Origin of the sequence: Singulisphaera photorubra (assembly GCF_045290345.1) — a bacterium.
GTDB lineage: Bacteria > Planctomycetota > Planctomycetia > Isosphaerales > Isosphaeraceae > Singulisphaera.
Genome location: NZ_CP155447.1, coordinates 1,280,895 through 1,301,469, shown reverse-complemented (window position 1 = coordinate 1,301,469; position 20,575 = coordinate 1,280,895). Strand labels below are relative to the sequence as shown.

Below are 20,575 nucleotides of genomic sequence, written 5' to 3'. Positions count from 1 at the left end.
GGGTTTACGAATATTGCGGAGTCCACTCAGTACTCCGCCATGTTTCTCCTGAGGTCGGCGATCCGACACGGCCGCCTGTGGGCGACGTGGTCGAAGCGGAAAGGGGTACGGACCGTCTACGGGCCCCGTCCCGCGATCTGCTTCACCGACATGCCGACGGCTGCCTTCCTTGAGGCTTCGGCGGAGCGGCTGAGAGCCGGCCAGAAGATCAGCACTCTCGCGCTCACCTTCCCGAAGAGGCAGATGTTCGAACTGGGGACCCGGCCTGTGATTTACGGGCTCAACGATACCGGCGTCGCCATCCCGACCGGCCAGGATGGCGGCCCCCGGATCATCCCGACGGACGCGCTGCCTTTGAACGAGCAGTTCCGCTACTTGTCCTACTACCCGACCGGTCGGTGGCGGGTGGACTGGACCCACGAGCGGGAGTGGCGCTGGCCCTTCAACGGCGATCTCACCGAGTACGAGGCAGAAATGGCGAGGTCAGGGGTCGTCGATGGGGTGACGGATATCCCCGGTCTCGACCTCTACTACGGCGCATTGCACGGCATCGGTGTGATCGTGAACACAAGGGAAGAGGCCAACATGGTCCTGCACGACGTCCTCGCGCTCGTCGACCGGCAGGACATCGCCCCCGACACTTTCGAGTACGTGCTCATATCCGACGAGGTTGGCTCTCCAGAGGCCATTCGCGACCCTGACGCAGAGGCGGCGGCAATCGCGGCGGCGACCATCGATCTGACCGACTACCTCACCCCCCAACCCGAACGTGATCGAGAAATCGCCGATCGAGTACACGCTCTCGCCCAGCAGGTCGAGGAGAGCGCTGGGCCTTCTGAACAGGGGGAGCCAGGTGGCTGCTGGCTTTGGCTTGTCGACAACGTCCACCCCGTCACAAGAGCTCTGCTGAACTCCGATAAGCTGGTCATTAACCAAGACAGGAAGTACGTCATGTTCCCGTACGAGTTCTCGGACGACCGGAGTCTGAGGCAACGGGAGGCGATGACTCTAGAGTTGACACGACTGATCAACGAGGAGTTTGGCATTGAGGCCGGCTACTTCTCGGTGCTTTTATGGGGCGACCCCGACGCGCTGCCGAGCTACAACAGCGACCACCTGGACAACAAGCTGCACTATAACTGGTGGTCATACGGGCTATAAGAACACCTCCGCCGAGGTTAGATAGGAAAATTCGATATGTCCGAAATTTTGGCGAATTCAAAGGGGGCATGGACCGACGCTGTCGCCACGCTACCGGGTCTTCCGCCCGAATCCCTCAACCCGTTGCCGTTACCCCAGGGGCAAAAGAATCAGCCAATGCGAAGGTCCAAAGACAGGGGCTCACGCTCCCCTGTCTTCAGGCAGACGAAGAGCCCCTGTGGCGTGGCGACAAGTCTCTGGATCTCGCGTTGATTGAAGAATCTCCTCAGCGATCGGACCGCGAGATACGGGAGTCTTCCCGGATCGTCCAGACCTGCGCCGATCGGCCGTCCATCACGATCGAGGCTTCAAAGCCCGATGAAGTTCGCTTGATCTGAGGACGCAGCGTCCCGGGAAGGCCGGGCTCCGCCTCCAGGCCGAGCGCTTCGAGTGTCGCCGCCCAGGTCTGATGCTTACCGTGATAGGCCGTCTGAGCGTGATAGATCGCCATCAAGCGATCGCGAACGGGGTTAGCGGGGTCGGGCGTGTAACGAGCCTTTCCAGGAGGCTCGGTCGAGAACTGAACGAAGCCCCAGCGCTCGGGCCGGTGCATGTCGATCGCTCCTTGCGGCGACCAGACCCAGTTGTCCTCCCGCGTACTCGGCTCCTTCTTGTACGTTTTTCCCTCAACGAGATGCTTCCACTCGACTCTTGAGAAATTCACCCGCCACTGGTCGCCATTCTTGGGCGGCGAGGGACGATGGGCGAACTCGGCGAGGACATTCCATGGAATCGCGAACTCGACTGTCCACGAGGTATCTCGATCAGCGGGGTCGTTGATCGTGCCGTTGATCTGCGTTGCGGTCTTGAGCCCAGGGATCTCCCACTCGTTGATTGCCGGGCCGCCATTCCGGTACGCCTTCTTGAGAAAGAGGTCCCACTCCGTGTTGATCGCGTTGATTTCGAGCTCGTAGTATTCCTGATTGTCGCCATCGGGATCGATGAAGATCTCGAAATCGTTGTCGTGGAAGATCACCGAGTCGTGCTTCGTGAGCGACGCCCAGACGTGCGGCTCTTCGAGTTCCGCGGCGATGTAGAAGAACCGGTCATCCCAGAGCATCTTGGCGCGGGTCCGGAATCGAGGGCGGGGTTTTCGGTCTCCTTCGATGTCCTGGAAATCGTCGGTCCAGGGAGCTTCGGCCCAGGCGGAATCGTCGAGCTTGCCGTCGATGACGATGGGAGCCCTGGCGCGCATGCAGACATAGCCCTTGGGAGGTGGAGGTGCATCGACTTCCAGTGATACGCCAATAGCTGGAGTCAAGAGAAGGAGGCTGAGAACCAAAACAAGCCATTTCCTGCAGCGGGGCATCTCAGGGCTCCTTCTTCCATCGGGTGACGCACTCTTCTGCGTGCAGTCGGGATGTGTCGCATTGGTTTGCGGACTTGGTTTCACATGACGATATTCCTTCGGCTGCGCATGTATGCGTATAAGTGCATCGCTGACTTCGCAGGCTGAACCGGGGACGGAGGGAATTTGTAGTCAGAGCAAGCCTCCCACATACTGCAGCGATCACTCGATTTCGTTCACTGATTCTTGGGAATATTTCCAAAAAAAGCGAGGGCGAGCCGATGCATGGAATCGCCCCTTCTTCATGGAACGACACGTGTTTCGTCTGCGAGTCGAATGTCGACTGGTTTCGAGAGCTGGGGAATAATCGCGGCACTCGCGACGAAGTATCAGGGGACCATGACCCTTCGGGAATCGCGACCATGCTGACCTGGTACTCGCTCGCCGTGCAACTGGCGCGGTTGATCCCGGCGCCTCAGAAGCACGCCCCCGTCCCGCTTGAGCTCCGGGCCGCGAGAACCCGTGAGCGTTTCGGCCGCTGCCCGGCCTGCGGCGAATTCGTTGGGATCAAAGTCGCGACGCCGGTCCAGCGAGGGCTCGTCTGCCCGGCCTGCCGAGAGACGATCGTCTCCCTCGATCCGCTCTGGCCGACTCTCTCCGAAGCACGAGCAGCTTCGCCAGGGCTTGATGCCAAGTCCGCTCGCGACCCGGGTTCGGTGGCACGCCCGGGCGGGCACGTCAGCCGCGCGGCCCGACGGTTCGGTAATGTATGCCGGACGGCCTTGGGGTTTGGACCAAAGTCATGTGACTCTGTTCCACCACCGTTATCGCCGGGTGTTTGGGACGCGGACCTCGATGCCTAAAGTGGCGAGCCGAGCCGGGCTGGGCGGTCCACCTGTTGGTAGGCCGCGGCCCGGGTTTTTGAGGAACAGATCGCACGAAATCATGAAAATGAAGTCGTGAATTGAGACATGAGCGACATGCGGAATTACGGTTTTTGCTTCGCCCGGATCAGTTTTGCGAGGAACTTGGCCGACTCGTCGCCGATCACGTGGTAGCCGGCCAGGTTGGGGTGACGATCGCCGAACCAGCCGGGTAACGATTGGAAATGGGCGTCGAGCCGGTTATCCATCACCACGACCTGACCATCGCGGACGAAGGGCTTGGCCAGCTCGCGGTGCTGCCCCGGGATCTTATCGAGCGGGTAGCGGCGGTAGTTGAGCATGTTCGGCCCGTGCTTGAGCTCGGCCTGGTAGCGGGAATAGACGTCGAACAAGGGAACCTTTTCCGACTCGGCCACCTTGCGGATGAGCTGATTGATCACCTCGTCGCGTTCGGGCGTCAGGTAAGGAATGATGGTCATCGGCAGGATGGTGGCCTGCGGGAAGTCGTTGCGCACCCGCTCGATGAGTTCGGCGTAGTCCTTGGGGAAAGTGTCCTCGAAGTTCTCCCGCTTGGCGTTGTCGTTCAGGCCGTAGCGAATGAGGACGTAGTCGACGCCTTTGAGCGGCCTGATTTCCTTGTCGTAGCGACCGGAGGAGAAAAGGCGCTGGATATAATCACCGTCTTGCCCCTGGTTGAGGACCTCGACGGGCGGCAGATCCGCCTCCGCCGCCAGGAGCTGTTGGATCACGCCCTCGAGGTGGGGGCCATCGGGATCGATTCGCCGGCAGACGCTGCCAATGGTGGTGCTGTCGCCGAGGAGAAGGATCCGGAGCTTGCCCCCCTCCTCTGCCGAGGCGGGAAGCGGTAAGGCCAGGAGGGCCACGAGAAACCAGGCGCGTGGAGTGCTCATGCGTTGCATCGGAAACGGTTCTCCAAAGAGGTCAGTGGCGGCCGTTGTCACGAAATCAGACGCTCGGGATGGAACTGAGGCCATGGTTCTGTCAATGGAGGCTCAACGCCTTGTGACCGGGGTGAGATCGTTCCAGGAGGTATAGCTCGCGATTCGGGGGGCGACGTCGGGATATTCGAGGACCCGGGGAAAGAGGGTGTGGCTCAGGCCGCTCTGGGAGTGGTGGTTGATCTCTTCGACGCGCTCCGCGAGCGGTCCGAGCTTTTTCAGGTCGCGCGGGCGGATGCCCACACGGCCGATCGCGGAGCCGATTCCGGTGTACTGGCCGAGCGAGTAGAAGGCCAACGCGTAGTCGCCGCTATTGCGCAGGTTCAGAAGCGCTTCGCACATTGGGAGCGCCTGATGCAAGCGATTACCGGGGTTGAGCCAGTCGTGCTCGGCGGCCGCCTCGAGGATCACGGCACGGAGCCGGAGATCGGGGCGGCCCGAGCTGAGCTGGGCGGCCGGCTCTCTCAAGAACGCCGGCAGTGCCGCGCCTGAGAGCAGGTGCATGGTGGTCAGCGTGATTCGGCCCCCGTCGCTCTGGCCCATGAAGCAAATCCGCGAGCCCGCGGGCGCGGCCTGAAGGAATCGCGACAGGTGGTAGCCTGCGATCTGCGAGCGCCTTGCCTTCTCGTTGAGGTCCACGACCAGGTCGGGACGCACCCGCTCGCTGGGCCAGTCGAACACGACGAACACCGTTTCGGGATCGAAGCCGCCGAGCGCCTCGAGCTGCGCCCGGACCTCGATGGCTTCCTTGATCGCGGCGCGATACTCGTACCCGTTGCCGTGGATCAGGAAGACCGAGGGCCGTCCCGCCATTCGAGTGAACAAGTCCTCGGGGGTGGATCCTCCGAGCGGCCCGCCATTCTCGTCAAGTTTCCCCACCGTGATGCTCGGCCAGGGATTGACCCCCATCGTCTGCTCGCACGCCCGCGTGTGGACGACCCAGGTCTCGATCGCGGACCCCCCTGAAACCAGGTCGGAGTCCACGTCGGTTCGCGGCGAATCGACGATGATCAGGTTTTCGGTGGGCGAAACGAATGGGGACGGTTGTGTCGAATCCGCGGCTACGATCGGTGGCAACGCCCTGTCACCGAGATCACGCGCTTGTGGGGCGCGACAGCCCGCGAGGGCCCAGCCCGTCATGAGACCGATGGTGACCAAAACGACCGTCGGGACTGACCCTTGGCGGCGTTCCTTCTTGTGCATAAAAACGTCCCACGGCCGCACTCGACTCCTGAATTTGTTCAAAATCCTAGAGTCTGTCGCAAGGAAACCGGGCTCTCTGTTTGCCCCGAAGGCCGAAATTCGCGAGAGAAACTCGTTCCCACGCAGAGCGTGGGAACGAGATCTCGGTATCCTTGCTACAGTCTCAAATCCTACGGGAATATACTACAAGAACAGCCGAGCAGGCGGGGCGACCGGGGAATCGGGCGGGCCACCCGGGAGTCAGATCACTGACTCCTCGAGTGGGCGGTTCTCTCAGAAGCAAAGAATCACATTTTGGCTTGAAATGTGGTTTTTTGCTGAATAGCCTCACGCCTTGATTTCAAAAATGGCCTCGACTTCGACGGCCGAGCCGGTGGGAATCTGGGCGAAGCCGAGGGCGCTACGGGCATGGTAGCCGTCGCCGTCCTTACCATAGATTTCATGCAGCAGGTCGCTGCAACCGTTGATCACCAGATGCTGCTCGTCAAACTCAAGTGTCGAGTTCACGCAGCCCAGGAGTTTCAGCACCTTGAGGCCATTCAGCGTGCCGTGGGCGTTCCAGACCGAATTCAGGATCTTGACGGCACATTCCCGAGCGGCGGCCCTCCCCTGCTCGACCGTGACTCCTGCGCCGAGTTTTCCTTTGATGTCGCTCACGTGGCCGGACGTCAGCAGCAGGTTGCCGGTCCGCACAACCAGCGCCAGATATCCGGGCTCTTGCTTGGTGAATTGGAGTCCGAGTGATTCAGCCTTTTCCTGCGGTGACATGCCAATCTCTCCAGAAAAAAAATCTTCGGCGAAACGTCGTTCCGTTCGGAGGAATTCGTCGTCTTCCCGGATCGCGACGGCTTCGGCCGGCATTGACACGCCGGCCTCGATTTCTCGATGCGGAATCGTACGAGTCGAGGGGGGCCGGCTTTGGTGACAGAGACCGTTTTGCCACCGAAGCCCAGGTTGGTGAGGCGCTTTCCCATCGGCCGCGAAAACGTGCCGAACAAGCGCCGACAAAGCCTCGTGCCTCTTATCCTATCATGGTTCATACCCGTCCGGTAGGAGCGCACGCACCTCCTTGGCGTCGCTCATTGGGCGGCGGTTTTGAGCTCGGCAAAGCGCCCGCGCATCTCGGCGAGTCGGTCCGCCTGGGCCGGGTCGGCGGCAAGGTCGCTTTCTTCCGCGGGATCGGCGCGTAGGTCGAAGAGTTGCTCGTGCTTGAAGTCGGGCCAGTAGAAATATTTCCAATCCTTGCGCACGAGTGCCTCGGACGCCGGGATGAAATCTTGATTGCGAATGATCGCATGCTCATAGAAGAACTCCGTTCGCCATGCGGGCGGATCGGCGGCGAGATAGAGTGGCGCGAAGTTGCGGCCCTGCATCCGTTCGGGTGGGGTGACTCCGGCCGCGGCGAGAATGGTGGGGGCGAGATCGACGTTCAGCGTGAGGTCGTCATTGGTCTGCCCGCGCTTCGCTGTCGCCATTCGCGGATCGCGCACGATGAGGGGGACGCGGATGCTTTCCTCATGGGGATACCATTTGTCGGCGAGTCCGTGCTCGGCGTGGAAGTAGCCGTTGTCGGTTGTGAAGATGACCAGCGTATGATCCAGCACCCCCTGCTTCTTCAGCTCGGCCAGCACGCGGCCGCAGGTGGCGTCGACCTCGGAGGCAAGGCGGTAGTAATCCTTCATGTACTGCTGGTAGCGCTCCGGGGTGTCGAACCGCCAGTGCCAGCGGTTGCGGCCTTCATTCTTCTCGTTGGCGATGAAGGGAGGCAGCTTCCTGAAGTGCGCATCGGTGGCGGTCTTCGGTACGGGAATCGTCACGTCTTGATAGAGAAGTGCACTCTCCGGTTGGGGCAGGTATTGCTTCGGATTCGCATCCTCAGCGTGGGTGGCGAAGAATGCGAGCGTGAGGCAGAACGGCTTGTCGGCCGGGCGTTCGTGGAGGAATTCGAGCGCGTCGTTTTCGTTCTTCTTCGTGACGTGAATTTTCGAGCCGTCGGGCTGCGTCATCCAATGCGTGCCGTCGTACGAGCGACCAAAGTCAAAGTTGGCACTGGGGAATTTGCCGTTATGCCATTTGCCGACGTGCCCGACGAAATAGCCACGGGACCGCAGCAGGCCGGGATAGGTTTCCGCCCACGGCGTCTTGAACGCCTGGAAGGCGGGATTCCCATGGCGAGACATCCACTGCCCAGTGAAGAGCGAGGCTCGGCTGACGCCGCAGATGGACGTTGTCACACAGTTTCGCGTGAACCGAAATCCGTCGCGGGCGAGCTGGTCGAGGTGGGGGGTCTTCACCACCGGATTCCCCGCGCAACCGAGCGTGTCATGGCGCCAGTCATCGGCGTAGAGCACGACAATGTTCAGCGGCTTCTCCGCGGCGCTGGATTGGCGGCAAAACAGGCTCAGAAACAGAAGGAAATAGGCGATTGTTTTCATTCTCAGAGATCCTTGTGAACCTGTGACCCGATTTCTCTCGCTCTGCACTGCTTGCGGGATGCCGAACCGATCGTGCGTCGGCTTCGATTTTAGGCACGCTGGCCGAGGATCTTCACCCACTTTTTCCTGGCGTTCGCCAGGTCGTGTGCCCATGAACGACCACGATTTACTCCCGACCCGATTGTTTTCAGCCTCGGAGGTGCGACAGAATAAGGCCGGCTCCCGACCCCTTCTCGGTATCGAGGAAAGGCAAAATGACGATGATGTTGCGTGGGATTCTGGCGTCGGTATTCGTCGTTCTGATTCACCTGCCGGTCTGTAAGGCTCAGCCAGCGACCGCTGGATTCCTTCGTAACGGTGTCACCGCGCACCGCGGAAACTCGGGCGAGTTCGTCGAGAACACCCTCTCGGCCTTTCAGAGCGGCATCGATCTCGGTGCCGACTGGGTCGAGCTCGACATCCTCCGCACCAAGGACGGCAAGCTCGTCGTCCTCCACGACCGGACGACCGAGCGGGTCGGCGACAAGAACCTGGACGTGGCCGAGTCCACCTACGAGGAGTTGCGGACCGTCGATATCGCCACCGACTTTCGGCGCCGTACCGGCAAGACTCGCGAAGAGTGCCCGCCCCAGACGATCCCGCTGCTCGACGATGCGCTGGGGCTGATCATGAAGCAGAACCAGACCCGAGTCTCGATCCAGCCCAAGATGGACGTCGTGGCCGAAGCCGTCGCTCTCGTGCGGAAGCTCGGCGCCGAGCGCTGGGTCGGCTTCAATGACGGCAGCCTGCCGTATATGACCGAGGTCAAGCGGCTCGCCCCCGAGATCCCGGTATTCTGGGATCGGGGAGCGAACACGGACATTGATGACGACCTTCGGATCGCCAAGCAACGCGGGTTCGAGAGTCTCGTGCTCCACTCCAGCGGCGTCACCTCCGAGAAGGTCAGGAAGATCAAGGCGGCCGGCATCGAAGCGGGCGCGTGGACGGTGAACGACCAGGCCACAATGGAGGCTCTGCTCGACCTGGGCATCGACCGGATCTACACCGATCACCCCCGGCGGCTCCTCGCCATCCACGCCGGGCGGTCGTTTCGCGCTGTCTCGTGTGAGGGAGCGTACCCGAGGCACCTTCAAGGCATCGCCACGAACGATCGGGACGCCATCTACTGGTGCTTCACCGATGTTCTGCTTCGGACCGACATCAACGGCAAGGTTGTCGCGAAGGTTCCGGTGGCCAATCACCACGGCGATCTCTGTTTCCAGGACGGCAAGCTTTACGTCGCCGTCAACCTCGGGGCGTTCAACAAGGCCGCGGGCCAGGCCGACTCGTGGGTCTATGTTTATGACGCCGAGACGCTCAAGGAACTTGCCCGGCACAAGACGCCGGAAGCCGTTCACGGCGCGGGGGGCATCGCCTTCCACGACGGGAAATTCTTCGTTGTGGGCGGGCTGCCCGAAGGCATCAAGGAAAATTATGTCTTCGAGTACGACCCGTCGTTCACGTTCCGGAAACGGCACGTGCTCGACAGCGGTTACACGCTGATGGGCATCCAGACGGCGACCTTCGCCGAGGGGCACTGGTGGTTCGGTTGCTATGGCAAACCGCAGGTGCTGCTCAAGGCCGACCCCTCGTTCAAGGTGATCGGCAAGTGGGCGTTTGATGCCTCGTTGGGGATTGCCGGACTGCCCGATGGCCGCTTTCTCGTGGCCCAAGGCCCGAGTCAGAAAGGCGTGGGCTCGATGGGCCGAGTTGTCCCGGCCGTTCCCGACGCCAATCAGGGCCTGCGGATCATCGAAGTGGTGTCCCCGAAACTCAAGTAAGTCGACCCGTCGATTCTGATTTCTCCTTTGGGGAAGAAATCAGAATCGACACCGATGGATTGTCTCGGCTCAGTTTGCCTGCCAGAGCGAATTGATGAGATTCACGGTCTCATCCGAGAGTACTTGGCCCCCCTCCGGACCGACGAGGTTGCTTTCGACGATGGCGCTATAACCGCCGCCACGGACGGCGCGTTCGGTCGGCAGATAGGAGCCTGGCCCCGCCAGTTGAATGATGAACGTCTGGAGTGCTCGGCTGCGGGCCTTCATCTGGATCCCGTACTCGGTGAAGAGCTCGAAGTCATTGGTGGCGATGGCGACGTCGCCGAGTCGAATGACGTGAAGTTCCATGGGGTACGGATTGACGGGGCCGGCCTTTTGGCGTTCGTGGCGGTCGACAACCTCCTGGTGCCAGACGACCGACCGGCGGTTGACCGGGTCTTTGGAGAGGCTTTCGATCTTTGATTTGGCCGCGGCAACTTCCGCGTCCGAGACGACTCGGACGGGCAGTTGGATCGTCGCGACTTTATGGACCAGCGGGGCATCGGCATGCTGTTCTTTGCGGGCGCCGTCGTAGGCTTCATCCCAGGCCCCGACGATTCGGGTCGCCAGCTCCTTGAGTCGGGTCAGACCGCGGAGCGTCCGCATCCGTTCCTCGGCGCGTTTCCGATACATCAGGTGCGGCGACTGATCGCCCGCCGCGCCGGTCCAGGCCAGCACCAGCAGGTCCTTACCGTGCCGTGAACGCAACGTTTCGCGGACTTCATGCCAGAAGTCGGCGTTCACGGCCGAGAGTCCTTCGACCTCCTGGGAAGGACAGGCGACGTTGATCGCCGTGGCGAGCAGTTTCCCTTCGGGATTCCAGAAGAAGAGGACTTCGACACCCTGGTCTTCCGACCCTTCGATCCCTCGGAAGTTGGCCAGATTCGTGACGCCGTACATTTGGGCGTGGCCGTCGGCATAGACCGCCCGTCGATTCTGAGCCACCACGGCATGTCCCAGTCCCCAGCCCACGCGACCCGGCTTGCGGGCTTGCCAGGCCTTCACCGCGGCATCAGCGACCTGTTTGGCAAGGAAATCCGCATATTCTGTCGGCTGCATGATGCCGTCTTTGGGAATTTCGTATTCGCCTTCCTTCATGACGGGGGCGGTGTGCGTGTGCGTGGCGTTGAGCACCACTTTTTGGCTATCGAGGTCGGGGAGCCGTTGCTTCAGCAGGCGACGAACCTGGTCGATGATCGCGGAATCAATCGTCACCAGGTCGCAAGAGATCAGGATCGCCTGATCGAGAACCTTGTCCCCTTCCCTGGATTCGAGGGCCAAGGCGGTAGCGGTCACCGGGTTCTCGACGTTCCGGGCAATCCGGGTCAACATTTGACCTGCGATCGCCACCGGTCGATCGGGCGTGATGCTGGTGGTCGCCCCCCCTACGTGGAGTTCGGCCGCCCGGCAATCGGCGGCCACGATGGAAACCAGAACGGTGGCGACGGCCAGGGCCGAAAACGATGGTCGACTCGGTTGCGCTCTCAACATTCCCAAGGTCCCCGCGGAGGTCATCATCAGAAAGTCAATCGCCTGGGATTTCCCCGAGGAAACCAAGCCCCCTCGAGGGGTGGCCCCAACCGGTCAATCCGAAGTGACAGCAGATCCCCCCGGGTGTTGCGATGCAAGGCAATTCCAGATTTCTCCGGTCATGTCTTTGGAGCTCAGGTGCGTGTACTGACTGGAAAAGCCGAGGGGTTTCGCGGGACTGGTCGGGACAACTCCCCTTCTTTTTTCGGTTGGGATGTTGGCGCGTCAGTGGAGGCAGGATCCACGTTGGCAGGCTTGGTAAAGGATCGCTACAGTGGTTATCGCCTCCCTTTTCGACTGAGGGCTCGACGAGCGCCTGAGGCGAGCCTTTATGAGGATCTTGTTTGGATGACTGGACTTTCGAGCGAACTTTTGAGCCTGGCCGCTGTGGCGGTGTTGGTCTTTTTCAATGGGTTCTTTGTCGCGGCCGAATTCGCCCTTGTGAGCGTGCGCCGGACGCGGATCGACGAGCTGGCTGCCCAGGAGTCGCCGCCGCCAAAGTGGTCAAGCGGGTGATTCGCGACCTCGACCGCTATATCGCGGGGACCCAGGTGGGGATCACCCTCGCGAGCCTCGCCCTCGGCTGGATTGGCGAGCCGGCACTCGCCCACCTCATCGAGCCGCTGTTTGCGTGGTTTCCCGTCACGCTCACGGTGACGCTTTCGCACTCCGTCTCGGTTGCGATCGCCTTTTTCCTGATCACCCTGCTCCACGTCGTCCTCGGCGAGCTTGTGCCGAAATCGGTCGCGTTGCAGATGCCCGAGAAGGTGGCGTTCGTGATCGCTCGCCCGATGGGCGTCATCGTTGTGATCCTTCAACCGCTGATCTGGAGCCTCAACGGCATTGGCAACGGGATTCTGCGTGCCATCGGAATGGAGCCTGCCGGGGAACATCACGGGGTCCATTCGGTCGAGGAGCTGGAAATTCTCGTGGGGCAAAGCCACAAGGCGGGAGTGTTGGATGACCTGGAGCGGCGAATTTTGCAGCGGACGTTTCGATTCAGCGAGCTCACCACGGGTCAGGTGATGATCCCGCGAGCGGACATGAGGGCCCTCGACTTTCTGAAGCCGGTCGAAGACCTACTGGACGAGGCGGCGAACGCCGCCCACACCCGCCTCCCCGTCTGCGAAGGGTCCCTTGATAATATTGTTGGTGTTATCTATATCCACGAACTATTTAGCTTGACGAGGCGGGTGGAAACGCCGACCTTGGCGGACTTGCGACAGATCTGCCATCCCCCCTTCGTTGTCCCCGAGGGGGTCCACCTGGACGCGCTCCTCGACCTGTTCCGGGAGCGGCGGACACAGATCGCCATCGTGGTCGACGAGTATGGAAGCACCGCCGGACTGGTGACGTTCGAGGATGTCATTGAGGAAGTGACGGGCGAGGTCCAGGATGCTCTCGAGCCTGGTGAGCCCCCGGTCCAAACGCTGGGGGATGGGACTGTCCTGGTGCGAGGAAGCCTCCGCCTCGATGAGCTCAACGGGTTGCTCGGGTGGGATCTGGAAGATGATTCGGTCGACACGGTCGCGGGGATGATTATGAATCGGCTGGGTCGGATCGCGAAGGTGGGCGACCGGGTGGAGTTGCCCTACGGGACCTTTCGGGTCGCCAAGATGGAGAAAGTCCGGATCATGGCCGTCGCCGTGGAGTCTCGATCCAAGCCCGGGACGAGCGAGCCCACGGATCTGGGATGAGGAAAGGGTGAGTTCCGTCAAGTCAAAGGAGGCTCGTTGTGAACGCAGATCCGAGAATCACGGACGCGGAGAAAGTCGAACGGGCGAAGCGGGCGCTCAATGCCTTTGCCTTTCCGTCCGCCATGGTCGCCGAACAGGTCGGCCACCTCATTGATGGTCTGCGTCTGCTTTGCGAGTCTCTGAACAACACACCGCCGACACTCTGGGATCAGTCCATGCGGGTTGACGCGAACCTGGTCGCGGAGCGATCCCAGCAGGATCGTGAACGCCGGCGGAAGGATGTGGCCACGGCGACCGCTACCAGACGCGACCGGCAAGATGATGCAAAATGAAAGTTATGATTTCATGTTGAGTTGCAAGTGTTCGTTGATTTTGACAGCCCGGCGCCCTTGCTCCCGTGTCAAAAGAGCCAGCCCATGCAAAGGCCCAAAGACAGGGAGCTCACGCTCCCCGCGCGCCTTCCAGGCGAGCGAAATCCAGGGAACTTCGATCGGTGGCATCCCTTGATCGTTGGTCTTCGCTCGCCTTCCAAAGACGAGCGGGGAATGTGAGCTCCCTGTCTTCCGACGGACGAAGAGTCCCCGGTAACGTGGCGACAGTCTCTGAAGGTTTTGGGTGGCGTTCTTGTCGGGAATCATGAATTCGATGAGTTCGACGGTCGTCGAGTTCTTGGCCGCGGGAACTTGCGTGACGGCCTTGACGAGCTTGCCGGGCACGTCGTCGGACATCCAGGTTCTCGTCGAACTCTTGCCGACCTCGGTCTGTCCGGTCGAGTCGAACCAACGGGTCTTGATCTCCTTACCCACCAGCTTGAGCGTTTCCTCGCCGTTCTTTGAAGTCTTTGGGGGCTTCCCGATGTCATCTTTCGTCATCCCGGCGAACAGTGGGAACATCCTCCGCTGACTGTAGGTCTGGGGCGGCGACTCGACGACCTTCCCGGTCCCGTCGCTCGTCATCGTGGTCTCAAGCTCGGCGGCGCTGGCCGTCAGTTTCACGAGCCTGGTCCTGTTCGTCGTCACGATCGTGTGCCCTCCAGAGATGGTCACCGATCTGAGCGTGATGGTCGTGCCGATCGGGTGCTTCGCCCAACTCCGGTAGATCGGGTGCTCGACCTCTTCGGCCGTTGCGGTGTCGAATGCGCTCAGGCTCAGGGGCAGGGTCATGACGAGAACGGACATACGGAACAGAAACCGTGGCATCGAGTTGGGCCTCCTGGCATTGGTGTGTCGGAGATGGACGACCTTGATGCGTTGAACCGCCGGTGGGACGCCGGAATCAAAGTCGTCCTCATACCAATACCAGCGCAGAGAGTTTCGATGAACACATTCATAAAAATTTCATGATCTAGCGAATTCGGGCCCAGGCTGTATGCGTCAATGCACTTATGCTCGAAATCGCGATATTTATCGCGTTCTTCGGTTTGCGTTCATCAAGGCTTCATGGACGGATCGTAGACTCCTCGCGTCATCTGGCGTGTTGACTGCTCGAGCCTCGATTTTCCAAGGAGCTTGACATCATGCGTTCCCGGACTCGGCCCGAGCCTAGGCGCTCGGGGTTCACGCTCATCGAATTGCTGGTGGTGATCGCGATCATCGCCGTTCTGATCGCGCTGCTTTTGCCCGCCGTGCAGGCGGCCCGTGAGGCTGGCCGCCGGGCCCAGTGCACGAACAATCTGAAGCAAATCGGCCTGGGTTTCCTCAACTTCGAGTCGGCGAACGGCCACCTTCCCCAGGGGCCGTTCGATGGTCATCCCAAGGCGGTCGATGCTGCTGGCAACCCGGTCCCCGCCCAGTCGATCTATGACGAGACCGGCGGTTACGAGTCGTCCACCTGTTGCAACGCCTTGCACCCCGACGGTTTTGGGCACTTTTTCAAGATCCTGCCATTTCTGGAGCAGCAACCGCTTTACAACCTCGCCAATTTCGCCATCCCCCCCCTCGCGTCGGACCGTCCGGCCAACTTTGCCGGACAGGACAGCATCGCTCTGATCGCCGTCCCCGGGTACTACTGCCCGTCCCGTCGCGCCCCCCAGATTTATAGTAACACGACATCTAAGAATGATTATGCTGGCTGTGCTGGTTTCTTTCAAGGAGAGATGTACGAATGTCAGGACGCCAGCAATCGCTGGGTCCCCGCGCCTCCGAACGGCCTCACCCCGTATAAGAACGAGCGTGATGCGGTCAACCAGGGAGATACGAGTGGCAGGAAGGGGGCGATTGCCCATGGCGTTCGGAGCAAGCGCCGGATCTCCGATTTCATCGACGGTACTTCGAACTCGATTCTGGCCGCGGAGAAGTCGCTGCCCAACGACCGCCACGGCACGGATGGGGGCGACAACGAACGCTGGTTCAATGCCGGTTGGGACGAGGACGCTATTCGCTATCACTTCCCTCCGGTCGCCGACGCGACAGCCCCTTCGCTCAATGGCCATTGCAGCACTCCCTCATCGCCGAAGACCGGTGGCAATCTCTGGCGGCGGATGTTCGGGAGCTCCCACCCGGGCGGAGTCAACGCCGTGCTGGGCGACGGTTCGGTCCGGTTCCTCAAGTTTTCCATCGACCCCGGCTCGATGCGCAAGCTCTCCACCATCGACGACGGCGAAGTCCTTAGCGCCGACTCGTTCTGAACCATTGCATCAATAGAAAGGAAAATGGTAATGCGATTGAGTGCGTGCTCCGCCCTGCTCTTCGTCCTGGCCATCGCCGGGTGCGGCGGCCCCGAGGCCCCCCTTACCGACGCATCCAAGGTTCCGCCGCTGACGGCGGAGCAACTGGAGACGATCCGGCAGGACGATTTGAGAACGGAACAGGAAGAAGGGGGGGCGTTCCTGAAAGTCAAAGCGAGATACGCGGCGAGGACGAAGCGACGTGGTTAAGCTCAGCGTGCCCGCTCGTATCCCAGCGACCGCAGGATCTCGAGCACCTCTCTCCAGGTCGGAAACTTCCGGCCCGTGGCCTGCTTGTACTGCTGGATCGCCATGAGGAATTCCAGCTCTTCCGGCGAGTAGTCGGGGTCGCAGGTCGTCGGATCGTCACCGCGACGGCGGCCCGTGGCTGGCCCTTTGGGGGCATGGTGGGCCTTGCCCTCCTCTAGGGCGGCAAGGCTTCCTTCGACTTGCTCCGGGGAGGGAGGGAGAGTCTTGAGCGACGGGTCCTTGGATGACGATGACTTGTGGGGTTTGGACGGCGTCGATGATTTGTGGGATTTGGGCGATGACGATAACTTGCGGGATTTGGGTGACTTGGACATGGAGGCTATCCTAACTCAAAAGCTGCCGACTCACTGACGGAGTCGATGGCGGGCTCCCTTCCGAGAGCCAGACGATCTGAGTGAGGGGCTGATCTGAGAGTGATCTGTGACTCATAACACCATCGAAATCCAAACACTATTGTCGCAATGTTCGCGCCATGGAGAGCGATCCGGCAAAAGAATCCAGACGAAATCAAGGGCGAGGACGAATGCCGATTTCGTTCCGGCGGATCTCTGGCCGAACTTTTTGGGTGGACTTCCGTCCCACGGGAGGCAGGAAAACCCAATTGGTGTCGCTCATCTGCGTGTTCGTGCGCCAAGAATTGCTCGCAGGCAAGTGCGAAACTCGCCTGCGATGAGACCAGACCCATAATGAGGCCTGAATTCTTGATAGAATGCGATGCGTGGGTGATTTGTATAAGCTATCGGGACGACACTCGGGGATGTAACAAGTCCCTGTCCCATGCGAATGTCGATCGTCTCAGAGTCGGGCTCGGCCAGTGGAAGGTGACCGGCTTGCCGTGATCTCAGTGGTTCCCAGGGGCCGCGGGCCCAAACTTCGCTTCGACGGGGGGCTCCTGGGCCGAGGTCGGCTGATCCAGGATCTCGTGCGAGGAGATATGGGCCGCGGGGGGCCTGCTGCACGCCACGAGGAGATCGTCGAAATGAATCGGTTTCGTCAGCAAGAGGTCGGGCTTCAACAATTTCAGGCCATGAAGGCTCGCCGGGCCGAGCAGGCCGGAGACCACCGCCACCCGAGTGGGAAACCCTGCCTCGCGAACGTAACGGAGCACTTCCTCGCCGCTGCCATCAATCAGGCCGAGGTCGAGCACAATCCAATCGGGCGGCGACTCCAACTGCACCAAAGCCTTCTCGATTGTCCGAGACGAGGAGACCTGCCAACCCTGGCTTCGGAACAACCTTTTCAAGGCATAAAGAGTCGCCATGTCGTCCTCAACGATGAGGACATGGTCCTTGCTGTCCGTCATGCCGTGCTCTCCGGTTGGCCTGGCCTGATTCCGATCTTGGGCATGGGACCATTTCCTACGAGGTCCACAACCATTCTAGGTGACAAGATCACCCGTCCAAGAAAATGATTGATAATTGGTGATCTGAGTCAACGTTCCGGTTGGTTATTGGTTTCAAAACCAGGAGATGCGATGCCGCGGAAGCGTGGTTCCTTGGCGCTTTCGAACGCCGAAGGGGATCGGATTGATTGCTTGATGCTCAATCGCCGTTGCCTGTCGCCCTCGCCGGCCGGTAGGTATGTCTTGGGGCCAGGCAAAGGGTCAAGGGACGGGGTTTTCCAAGGACTCCGTGAGCGCTGCCTGGAGCCGACCGAGGATTTCAGGCATCCAGTCTTGGTGCTCGGATTTCATGGCACAGGCGCGCAGGCAGACGATCTCCTCCGCATCCCACCGGAGCACCGGGTTGGCTGATTCGAGCATGACCCGCGGGAAGCTGGAGAGGGCCAGGTGAAGGTCGCGCTTCGCGGCGGCCGCAAAGACGCTCCTGGCTCGTGAGGAGGATTCACTGGCCGACTCTGCCCGCACCGCCCAGACGTTGATATCCAGCTCTGGCGGAAATAAGGGAGCGAGCCGATCGTCCTGCTCCAAGGCCCGGTGCAGTGTCTGGGCCGCTGCGCGGCAGGATTCGAGGCCGTTCGCGAACACGCCTCCGGGCTCGAGCGGGAGCAGTCGCATGGTCGTCCAGAGGGCGACCGCCGAAGCCCCCGGCCTCGAGCATTCGAGCGAAATCTCGCCCAGGTGCAAGTCGTCCGAACTGAAGTAGGTATACGGCGAATCATGTTGATAGAAGCGACCAACGCCCGGGTCGCGGAAGAGCACGCAGCCACAGCCGTAGGGCTGGAGCCCATGCTTGTGGGGGTCGATCACGATGGAATCCGCCTCGCCGATCCGGTCGTAGGCGGCTCGAGTCTCGGGATCGAGGTTCCTCGCCAGGGTGAAATATCCCCCGTAAGCCGAGTCGACGTGGACCCGGAAGTCGTACCGATCCCGCAGGGCGAGCACTTCGGAGAGCGGGTCGACCGACCCGGCCGCCGTGGCCCCGAGCGTGACCACCACCGTGCCGACCTTGCCCGTGGCGAGGGCCTGCTCCAAGCTCGGAATCTCCATCCGGCCGCGACGATCCACCGAGATCGTCTCGAACGGGATGTTGAGAACGGCCGAGAGCCGCGAGTGCGTGTAATGGGCTTGGGCCGAGGCCACCACCGTCTTCCCTGGGCGCAACTCCCGGCCGATCCAGAGGGCCTCGAAGTTGGCGATCGTCCCGCCGCCGCAGAGGTGGCCGAGGTGAGTCTCCCAGCCGAACATCCGGGCGATCTGAGCCACCGCCTCCTTCTCCATCGCCGAACTCGCGCGACCACCGTCCAGGGCATGGTTATTCGGATTCAAGAACATGGCCAGGGCATACGCGAGCCGGGCCAGCGAATGCGGCGGCTTGAGCATCTGCCCGATGTAGAGCGGGTGCTGATACGGGTAATTGTCCCTCATCCGTTCCGCGGCCTCCCTCAAGGCGTCGCGGAGCGGGCCGAGGTCAGTTTCCGGCGCGAATTCCGGCAGGTGGCGAAATCCCTGGTCCATCGTCCGAAGGGCTTCGCCGAGCAATTCCAGGCTCTTGTCGTCAAACGTCATTGGAGTCGCCGCTCTCTCGTGGCCAGGTGCTTCCTGCTGACGACTCCACTGACTTGCCACGCTCAGGTCAAGAGCGGTGCAGAACCATTCCGGAATCGAGGCCCCGAATTGCCCGCTTGAAGCTCGCCCGCGGAGCAATTCCATCAACGATCCGCGACCGAGCGAGAATCGCGCGGGATTTCCGGCCCGGTCGAATCCCCCTCGGCCCAGGGCCATTCCTCGGGTTTGCGCCGACCCGAGGGAATTACGGCCGGGCTGCAAGCCAAGGGAATTACGGCCGGGCCGGCCGTACTACTGCAAACTCATCCATGGCGGAAACCGCAAGAATCCTCGGTTCTTTCGCTCGGTCGCGGATCGTTGAATTCAATGCCGCCCAAGCGGGAAGCGAGGGGCTCCTTGGGTGTGTTAATTGAGTGTGTATGTGAGTGTGGGAGGAAGTGTTAGGCCGATCAGGAACCGGCGGTCGGGGGCTCAACTTCGAACTCCCGGCTCGCGGGCCTGGGCGTGACGGCTCGAAACCGAGCCGCCAGTCACCCAGAACGTCAACATGGATTTCTTGATCGGCACCCAGGGGCAGCACGCAATTCAATCCAGGATCATGTTCACCTGATTAGAACTGGTCGGCGGAGATCACCTCGCCCCCACTGCGAGTGGCAAGGGCTCGCCAGGTGGCCAGACTGATCGAATCCTTGATGAAGACGATATGGCCGTCGGCGACCAGGAGGTTCACGCCGCCGGAGTGGAAACTTCGCGCTGCCATCCGGCCGCCGTTGGCGCCCGAGATGCAGTCGGACGACTTGATGTTGGGTGTGAGGAAATGATTGAAGGTCGTGTAGGTGAAGCTGCCACGGCCCCACTCCTGGGCGCGAGTGCCGAGCCACATCGTGAGTCCGGCGCAAAAACTATCCGTCACCGGAAGCCCGGAACCAAGGGCGTACTGTCGGACCGGGTCTTTCGCTTTCAGGCCCGACGAGCTGATCCCGTCTCCCTTGATCGTCTCGCTGAAGGCCGCGGTATTGCTCAGGCCATCGGTGATCGCGGCGAACCGAATGGACGAGCGATCAAAGAACAGGCCGTCGATCTGCTCCGTGCCGTCCTGAGGGCGGAAACTCCCCCCGTTTTGGAGGCCGGTGCCCACATTCGCCAGGTAGTTGTTCGGGCCGTAAGTCGCCGCGATCCGGTCCTGCTTCGTGTCGGACGGACAGAGGTAGGTGGAGATGATCGTGGCGACCCCGGTCGAGTTCGAGGCGTCGAGCGGCGTGATGCTGAAATTGAGCGTGTTGTAAACGGTGGAACCTTCCAGGAACGGCAACATGGCCGCCAGCGACGACCAGACCAGCGGCGTCGCTCCTCGGCCTGGCGGAAGCACCTCGTGCGTGCCAACGTAATTGTGGAGCGCGAGGCCGATCTGCTTGAGGTTGTTCGTGCACTGGATCCGTCGCGCCGCCGCGCGGGCACTCTGCACGGCGGGCAAGAGCAAACCGATCAGCACCGCGATGATGGCAATGACAACCAACAACTCAATCAATGTGAAGCCAACCGAAAGCGGACGGCGACGACGGAGGAGGGACGAGCTCGTCATGGAAGGTGTGGCTTCTTCGAAGGTCACGTGACTTT

Annotated in this window: 18 protein-coding genes and 1 pseudogene; 8 read left to right on the top strand and 11 right to left on the bottom strand. The window is 61.3% G+C overall.

Features of this window, described 5'->3' with window-relative positions:
• Positions 1-150: 150 nt before the first annotated feature.
• Positions 151-1,161, top strand: a complete 1,011-nt coding sequence (locus V5E97_RS04910) for a DUF4427 domain-containing protein (RefSeq protein WP_406698168.1) — start codon at positions 151-153, stop codon at positions 1,159-1,161.
• A 265-nt stretch (positions 1,162-1,426) separates the two neighbouring features.
• On the opposite strand, the gene V5E97_RS04905 is transcribed toward V5E97_RS04910, so the two are convergent.
• Complete coding sequence (locus V5E97_RS04905; RefSeq protein WP_406698167.1) at positions 1,427-2,509, bottom strand: carbohydrate-binding family 9-like protein; 1,083 nt, start codon at positions 2,507-2,509, stop codon at positions 1,427-1,429.
• A 260-nt stretch (positions 2,510-2,769) separates the two neighbouring features.
• Between V5E97_RS04905 and V5E97_RS04900 the strand changes: the two genes are divergently transcribed.
• Complete coding sequence (locus V5E97_RS04900) at positions 2,770-3,351, top strand: hypothetical protein (protein ID WP_406698166.1); 582 nt, start codon at positions 2,770-2,772, stop codon at positions 3,349-3,351.
• A 125-nt stretch (positions 3,352-3,476) separates the two neighbouring features.
• On the opposite strand, the gene V5E97_RS04895 is transcribed toward V5E97_RS04900, so the two are convergent.
• The 4 genes from V5E97_RS04895 to V5E97_RS04880 form a co-directional block, all read right to left on the bottom strand.
• Complete coding sequence (locus V5E97_RS04895) at positions 3,477-4,283, bottom strand: SGNH/GDSL hydrolase family protein (RefSeq protein ID WP_406698165.1); 807 nt, start codon at positions 4,281-4,283, stop codon at positions 3,477-3,479.
• Between the two features lie 102 nt (positions 4,284-4,385).
• Entirely contained in the window at positions 4,386-5,534 is a 1,149-nt protein-coding gene (locus tag V5E97_RS04890; RefSeq protein WP_406698163.1) for an alpha/beta hydrolase, read from the bottom strand.
• A gap of 327 nt (positions 5,535-5,861) precedes the next feature.
• Positions 5,862-6,302 carry a RidA family protein gene (locus V5E97_RS04885; protein ID WP_406698162.1) on the bottom strand — a complete coding sequence of 147 codons (441 nt, stop codon included), beginning with the start codon at positions 6,300-6,302 and terminating at the stop codon, positions 5,862-5,864.
• 311 nt (positions 6,303-6,613) lie between these two features.
• Positions 6,614-7,969: a sulfatase family protein gene (locus V5E97_RS04880; protein WP_406698161.1), complete on the bottom strand. Its 1,356-nt coding sequence runs from the start codon at positions 7,967-7,969 to the stop codon at positions 6,614-6,616.
• Between the two features lie 254 nt (positions 7,970-8,223).
• On the opposite strand from V5E97_RS04880, the gene V5E97_RS04875 reads away from it, so the two are divergent.
• Positions 8,224-9,789 carry a glycerophosphodiester phosphodiesterase family protein gene (locus V5E97_RS04875; protein WP_406698160.1) on the top strand — a complete coding sequence of 522 codons (1,566 nt, stop codon included), beginning with the start codon at positions 8,224-8,226 and terminating at the stop codon, positions 9,787-9,789.
• A 69-nt stretch (positions 9,790-9,858) separates the two neighbouring features.
• Here V5E97_RS04875 and V5E97_RS04870 read toward each other — a convergent pair whose 3' ends face one another.
• Complete coding sequence (locus V5E97_RS04870; RefSeq protein ID WP_406698159.1) at positions 9,859-11,319, bottom strand: hypothetical protein; 1,461 nt, start codon at positions 11,317-11,319, stop codon at positions 9,859-9,861.
• Positions 11,320-11,706: 387 nt separating this feature from the next.
• Between V5E97_RS04870 and V5E97_RS04865 the strand changes: the two are divergent.
• The 3 genes and pseudogenes from V5E97_RS04865 to V5E97_RS04855 form a co-directional block, all read left to right on the top strand.
• Positions 11,707-12,263: pseudogene (locus V5E97_RS04865) on the top strand (CNNM domain-containing protein); the annotation flags it as partial.
• A 120-nt stretch (positions 12,264-12,383) separates the two neighbouring features.
• Positions 12,384-13,055, top strand: coding sequence for a hemolysin family protein (locus V5E97_RS04860; protein WP_406701128.1), 672 nt, complete (start codon positions 12,384-12,386; stop codon positions 13,053-13,055).
• 38 nt (positions 13,056-13,093) lie between these two features.
• A complete protein-coding gene (locus V5E97_RS04855) occupies positions 13,094-13,387 on the top strand; it encodes a hypothetical protein (RefSeq protein WP_406698158.1) in 294 nt (97 codons plus the stop codon).
• A gap of 3 nt (positions 13,388-13,390) precedes the next feature.
• On the opposite strand, the gene V5E97_RS04850 is transcribed toward V5E97_RS04855, so the two are convergent.
• Positions 13,391-14,254, bottom strand: a complete 864-nt coding sequence (locus V5E97_RS04850; RefSeq protein ID WP_406698157.1) for a hypothetical protein — start codon at positions 14,252-14,254, stop codon at positions 13,391-13,393.
• A gap of 317 nt (positions 14,255-14,571) precedes the next feature.
• Between V5E97_RS04850 and V5E97_RS04845 the strand changes: the two genes are divergently transcribed.
• Together V5E97_RS04845 and V5E97_RS04840 are read left to right on the top strand one after the other, a co-directional pair.
• Entirely contained in the window at positions 14,572-15,681 is a 1,110-nt protein-coding gene (locus tag V5E97_RS04845) for a DUF1559 domain-containing protein (RefSeq protein WP_406698156.1), read from the top strand.
• 30 nt (positions 15,682-15,711) lie between these two features.
• Positions 15,712-15,930 carry a hypothetical protein gene (locus V5E97_RS04840; RefSeq protein WP_406698155.1) on the top strand — a complete coding sequence of 73 codons (219 nt, stop codon included), beginning with the start codon at positions 15,712-15,714 and terminating at the stop codon, positions 15,928-15,930.
• A 2-nt stretch (positions 15,931-15,932) separates the two neighbouring features.
• On the opposite strand, the gene V5E97_RS04835 is transcribed toward V5E97_RS04840, so the two are convergent.
• The 4 genes from V5E97_RS04835 to V5E97_RS04820 form a co-directional block, all read right to left on the bottom strand.
• Positions 15,933-16,304 (bottom strand): hypothetical protein, encoded by a 372-nt coding sequence (locus tag V5E97_RS04835; protein WP_406698154.1) that lies wholly within the window; start codon positions 16,302-16,304, stop codon positions 15,933-15,935.
• Between the two features lie 527 nt (positions 16,305-16,831).
• Positions 16,832-17,293, bottom strand: coding sequence for a response regulator (locus V5E97_RS04830; protein ID WP_406698153.1), 462 nt, complete (start codon positions 17,291-17,293; stop codon positions 16,832-16,834).
• Between the two features lie 300 nt (positions 17,294-17,593).
• Entirely contained in the window at positions 17,594-18,958 is a 1,365-nt protein-coding gene (locus V5E97_RS04825; RefSeq protein WP_406698152.1) for a pyridoxal phosphate-dependent decarboxylase family protein, read from the bottom strand.
• 610 nt (positions 18,959-19,568) lie between these two features.
• Positions 19,569-20,540 carry a DUF1559 domain-containing protein gene (locus V5E97_RS04820; protein ID WP_406698151.1) on the bottom strand — a complete coding sequence of 324 codons (972 nt, stop codon included), beginning with the start codon at positions 20,538-20,540 and terminating at the stop codon, positions 19,569-19,571.
• Positions 20,541-20,575: the final 35 nt, after the last annotated feature.